Source organism: Bartonella gabonensis, assembly GCF_903679515.1.
Classification (GTDB): Bacteria; Pseudomonadota; Alphaproteobacteria; order Rhizobiales; family Rhizobiaceae; genus Bartonella; species Bartonella gabonensis.
The window spans coordinates 1-5,040 of record NZ_CAHOYM010000061.1; the positions used below are offsets into that span (position 1 = coordinate 1).

Annotated in this window: 6 protein-coding genes; 5 read left to right on the forward strand and 1 reads right to left on the reverse strand. The window is 38.3% G+C overall.

Annotation, left to right across the window (positions count from 1 at the left end; genetic code table 11):
* The first annotated feature begins 350 nt into the window (after nucleotides 1-350).
* From HWX04_RS07720 to HWX04_RS08785, 5 genes are all read left to right on the forward strand, one after another.
* On the forward strand, nucleotides 351-917 hold the full coding sequence (locus HWX04_RS07720; protein ID WP_175869553.1) for a hypothetical protein: 567 nt from the start codon (nucleotides 351-353) through the stop codon (nucleotides 915-917).
* Between the two features lie 711 nt (nucleotides 918-1,628).
* The gene (locus tag HWX04_RS08770; RefSeq protein WP_246257608.1) at nucleotides 1,629-1,772 is read left to right on the forward strand and encodes a hypothetical protein; all 144 of its coding nucleotides are present in this window, start codon (nucleotides 1,629-1,631) and stop codon (nucleotides 1,770-1,772) included.
* Nucleotides 1,773-1,861: 89 nt separating this feature from the next.
* Nucleotides 1,862-2,002, forward strand: a complete 141-nt coding sequence (locus tag HWX04_RS08775; protein ID WP_246257615.1) for a hypothetical protein — start codon at nucleotides 1,862-1,864, stop codon at nucleotides 2,000-2,002.
* Nucleotides 2,003-2,022: 20 nt separating this feature from the next.
* The gene (locus HWX04_RS08780; protein ID WP_246257616.1) at nucleotides 2,023-2,709 is read left to right on the forward strand and encodes a hypothetical protein; all 687 of its coding nucleotides are present in this window, start codon (nucleotides 2,023-2,025) and stop codon (nucleotides 2,707-2,709) included.
* A 54-nt stretch (nucleotides 2,710-2,763) separates the two neighbouring features.
* Nucleotides 2,764-2,958: a hypothetical protein gene (locus HWX04_RS08785; protein ID WP_246257617.1), complete on the forward strand. Its 195-nt coding sequence runs from the start codon at nucleotides 2,764-2,766 to the stop codon at nucleotides 2,956-2,958.
* A gap of 1,080 nt (nucleotides 2,959-4,038) precedes the next feature.
* Here the strand turns inward: HWX04_RS08785 and HWX04_RS07735 are convergent.
* Nucleotides 4,039-4,362, reverse strand: coding sequence for a hypothetical protein (locus HWX04_RS07735; RefSeq protein WP_175869554.1), 324 nt, complete (start codon nucleotides 4,360-4,362; stop codon nucleotides 4,039-4,041).
* Nucleotides 4,363-5,040: the final 678 nt, after the last annotated feature.

The window sequence follows — 5,040 nt, forward strand, 5'->3', positions numbered from 1 at the left end:
GGTTGTAGCTGTGTGTGGGGGGGGGTGGCTGTGCGCGGATAGGTTGGGGCATTATGTGATGGTGCTGTATTTTTATATATTTATTAAAGTGTTACCATTATACTATCTATGGGGACTTATGAAATGGCTGTGATGGGTGTTGGTTTGGAAGTGTTGAGAACATGCTTCTTTAAAAAAGTCCGCAAATGGACGGTATGTAAATATTGGCACCCTAAATATTGGGAATACATGTGTATTCTGGAGCATGCTATTGGATGACTTCTATTTGGTAACTAACGAATTTTACTTGAGAGATTATTTATGTCCTAATAAAAGTAAGCATAAGTGATTTTTGTAAAAAGGAAGAGCAAATGAAGGGCAAAAATTCAGCATTTTATAACGGACTGCTCAATTTTTTTGAGAAAGAGTATTCTTCTGTGCGAGAATATTTTGTCATTTATCTCCTTTCACTCATGATTGAGCTGGGAAACAGAATCTTCTTTCTACCCTCCTTGGAACAAGGGAATTTGACAGGGTGGCAGGCGAGTTCCTTTTTTCTCTTTGTGTGTGTACTTTGGACAGTTATTACTGTGGGTGTTTTGGCTTTGACCCCTATTTTGGCGATCCTCTGCATCATATTGTGGCGTTTGTTGGTAAAAAATACGCGGAAACTGAACAAAATAAATGAGCAACGGGGGAGAATAACCCCTCAGCAAAAAGATCGCGATAAAAAGGGCGTGAGCGTAAAAATGGACAAGATTCTTGTTACAATATTGTGTCTTGTGTTTATGTTCGTGGTGATGTGGTTTGCGGTTATTCCCGTGATGATTTTGCAACTTTATTATGGTGTCTTTAAGTTTGTGAGAAGATATCGCTGTTTAAAACAAGAACTGAAAAACTTGTTGAAAGAACAAGATACAGTGTTTGAAAAATCATGAGCGAGGAAAAAATGCTTAATCATGGGGCGATAAGCATCTTGAGGGCATTGCTCTTTATAACATTTTGCCTTTGAAGTTTTTTGGGGTTCTTTATGGTTTGCCGTAAAATATTGTCCTAAAGGCTGGGGGTGAGCAATGGTATTTGTTAGAAAAAAAGCTTGAATTGTAGAGCGTCATTGTTTAAAGGCGGTGCTGGGATCTAGAGCCTAGAGTGAGAGTTTGGGAATTACCTTCATCGTTTGAAGGGTGAGATAGGTATAAAGAGATTGGTATTGGGATTAGGTGATCACGGTCTATGTAGTGTCTTTATATTTTTAGGCACCTTGTTTATCGAAGCTTTGAAATAAATCCCATTGGAATGGGGGTGTCGGGGCATTCCTTGAGATTAGGCAAGTTTTTTAGAAGAAAAAGCTTGAATTGTGACTATTGTTTACAGATTGACGCGGTTTGAAAATCTTCACTGTTTGAGGTGTGAGGAAGATTAAGAAGGTGGCAAGGTACCACCAATATTATTATTTTTTATGATTTTTATCATGATGGAAGTCATAACGTGGTCTGTGCACTTTTCTTGATTCCGGAGATATTGGGGTTTCGCATGTATTCTCATGCGTCAATTGTAAAAAAAGATCCAGAAACGAGAAGAAGCACTCTCTATACAAGAGTACAGAAGCTTTCTGCTACGCGGGCTTTTTAAAGAGTGAGAGGGAAAAAATGAAGGAGCAAAATTGGATATCAGAGCAAGAAACGCTTCAGAGAATCTATTCTTTTTCGTTTCAGCAAGCGTTGCTCTCAACAAAGGATTATAAAGTTATCTTCGTTCTTTCTGTGATTATTATCATTGCTCTTGGAGATTGATTTTAGAAATACCAGATTTCTTAAATTGGCAGCTGATAGGCTGGCAATATGTGGTGCATCTCGTTATCCTTAAGGGGACGGCCTTCATAATGGGCTGTGCCATTATTTTTATTCCGGTTGTGTTATGGGTGCGTCGCAGCGTGACGGGTGCGTTGCAACAAAATATCCAGAAATTAGAAGAAGCACTCTCTGCACGAGAGAAAATAAACTTTCTGTCGCATAGGCTTTAGCAAAGAGTAAGAAGGGAAAAATGAACAGTAATCCTATTGTAGCACGTCTCTTGGATTCTGAGTTCTGGGTGATAATTGTTGTTTTCATGGTCATTATCATGTTAGTTTTGGCTCTTTATACCTCTGTCTTCAAACGGATGAAAATGAATTTCCAAGTGAAAGCTGAACTGGAACGCGTGCTGAAAGAAAATGATCTGGCTATGCAGCAGTTTTGGAAAGACGAAGCCATGGTGCAGGAGAGGCGTTTGCAACAAAAGGAAAAAGAGTTCTCTGTCGATGATGATGAAATTCTCACGATCGAAAGCGCAACAGAACTGTTGAAAAGTCTGGGATGGTCAGTAGAAATCGAGGGGAAAGGAGATCATTTGCCAACCTTCTTGTTACCCGATCGGGAATTGCAGTTTCTCTATAACGATGAAAAGATAGAAGAATTTTCACCGTTTGATCGCGGACTTCTCGTGAGGAGCGGTGTTCTTGCCGCGGCTTGTAAGACCATTAATCCTCATAGTTCTGGGGTTTTGCCAACGGTATTTATAAATTTTGTACCCAATGGATTGCAAATTCATGAAGAAAAAGTGAGTGCTCAGCGTTTCAAGAAAGAACTCGACAAAACTTTAGAATGGGCAATGGAAGATGATTCTTTGTATGAAATGCTTTACTCTCAATGTCGTATACCACCTTGGGAAAGTGACTCTGTAGCATGGTAAACCGTTGAAGCAGAGCTAGCTCCTTATGCTTGGCTGCATCTTGCTGCTCTTGCTTTGCTGGGGGATGTGGAGACGTTAGGTTTTTATAACGAAAGTTTTGCGGCAGGCAATAAACTTGGCTTTGATGAAACCATTGAAAAAATCCATCTGGAACGCGCGATGGTGATGGCTCAAGAGGTGAAGGAGGCAGGAAAATTCAGTTACGATTGCTGGAACAGGTGCAAAAATCTGCTCCATAGAAGTGAATGACATTCAAATTTTCAGATTGAGAAATCCTTATTTATGTAATCAAAAACGAGATTTGCATCAAAAAATAGTCGAGGAGAAAAAACAAGAATTAAGGCAACAAGGATACGTTGTAAGTGATAAACCATGCGTCTTTACAGCAAAGGGGGTAAAACATTCTCCTGATATTACCTATATCAAAGATGGTAAACCTGCATTTATGGATATAAAAATTGATTAGTAGACGCACTTGTTTAAAAAAGTTCCTCTTATTTGTTACAGAACAAGCATATTTGTTGAAAAAGCTAAGCATGCTTGTTGAAAGAAGCTACATGTCATGATTGAGATGCTTGTACATAACAGCAATACTTTTATATCAAAGAAATATAAGGGCTGGAAAAAATCAAAAAGAACAGCAAGTTTTAAAAAAGTTGAAAATATTTTCTTTTCAAGATGAGGGGTAAACAAGGCTGGTAAATTTATCTCTTTCTTGTTTTTTTAAGACAAGGCGCTTCATTATGTGAAAAAAGTACGCTAGAGATGAGAAAATATTCTGCTTAAGTGAAAAAATCATCATTATTGCCATCATTATTGACTGCATAAAACACTGTTGTTTCCCGTGTGATGATTGAAGCGTGCAATAGGCAAAAACGGTTCAAGAAAAATTGGATTTTTTATAGATTGATACAGTGTGAGAAATTTTGTTCTTTCTGGCAGGAAGAGAGCATTATGACAAAATACCGTCACGTGTAGTGGGGGATATGGGTATGAAATCTAGGGGGTATGGTGCTTTGTTTATTGAGGCTTAAAAGTGAATACTCGCAAGCCACACCGGCCCACACGCATTTTCTTGAAACGAAGAGACTTGACTGGAAAAACGGCAAAATTATGGGAAATCTTTGACTAAAACAGTATGGGACCTAGAGATCTAGAGTCTTCAGCATTCAAGTTGGGGGAAGATTCAATAAAGTTCTATTCTTGAGTGACAGCTTTAATACAATACAAATTAAAATAAAACAAAGGCCCCCTGTTAAAAGGGCCTTTTTATTTCATTTTTTATGTATACAAAATGTATATAACTTTATTTTAGAAACTTTTTGTATCTTATACTTTCGTAGAAATTATTTGCAGAAAATATATTATCAATGATCCTAAAAAACTTGCAATGGCATTCAATAAAATTTTTCCTTTTTCATATATTTCATCTATCGATGCTTGCTCTGATGCAGTTCTATTCGCTGTTTTCAGTATATTCAATGTATCCGATGGGCTCCTTACTTGTTTAAAAAACTGTAAATGTGTTTTTTCAACAGTATAGGGAGCAACAATAGGAGAGGGTTGTTGCTTGACTATACGATCAGACTTTTGAATCGCAAGAGCTAAACCGCTTGTAATTGCCCCCGCTATAAAAAAATATCTGATATTCATAGTTTTTCTCCTATATTTATTTCTATAAATAAATATCGGTACGTATCATATATAAAACCACCATGAATGACTATAGTAAAAATACAACAGTCATAAAAAAGAATAAACTTTGTCTACATTTTGACAAAATTTACTCTTAATTGCCTTAATCAATTCTTTCAGATTCTATTTTATGGATGTCTCAAAAAAAAATTGAAGGCTCTGTTGGTAAGTGGAATCTCGTAAGATGGGTGATAAAAGAACTGCTGTCAGAATTCTTTTTGTGCCATTGATTAAAGATTTATAAGAATGAGGGTTCACTAAAATTAAAATAAGATGTGATGAAAGTTGAGTAAAACTCGTGAAGGGAAGGGTGTGCTCTTTGTGAGGGCAGAGCGCACCCTCTAGAGATTGGATACAGCCTTATGAGGGTTGAGGCGTGTATCCCTTGAGGGGAAGGGTGYGCTCTTTGTGAGGGCAGAGCGCACCCTCTAGAGATTGGATACAGCCTTATGAGGGTTGAGGCGTGTATCCCTTGAGGGGAAGGGTGCGCTCTTTGTGAGGGCAGAGCGCACCCTCTAGAGATTGGATACAGCCTTATGAGGGTTGAGGCGTGTATCCCTTGAGGGGAAGGGTGCGCTCTTTGTGAGGGCAGAGCGCACCCTCTAGAGATTGGATACAGCCTTATGAGGGTTGAGG

Bases quoted from the DNA above. Each gene is read 5' to 3' on its own strand.
- HWX04_RS08780 (WP_246257616.1), top strand. From the start codon at position 2,023: ATGAACAGTAATCCTATTGTAGCACGTCTCTTGGATTCTGAGTTCTGG.
- HWX04_RS07720 (WP_175869553.1), top strand. From the start codon at position 351: ATGAAGGGCAAAAATTCAGCATTTTATAACGGACTGCTCAATTTTTTT.
- HWX04_RS08770 (WP_246257608.1), top strand. From the start codon at position 1,629: ATGAAGGAGCAAAATTGGATATCAGAGCAAGAAACGCTTCAGAGAATC.
- HWX04_RS07735 (WP_175869554.1), bottom strand. From the start codon at position 4,362: ATGAATATCAGATATTTTTTTATAGCGGGGGCAATTACAAGCGGTTTA.
- HWX04_RS08775 (WP_246257615.1), top strand. From the start codon at position 1,862: ATGGGCTGTGCCATTATTTTTATTCCGGTTGTGTTATGGGTGCGTCGC.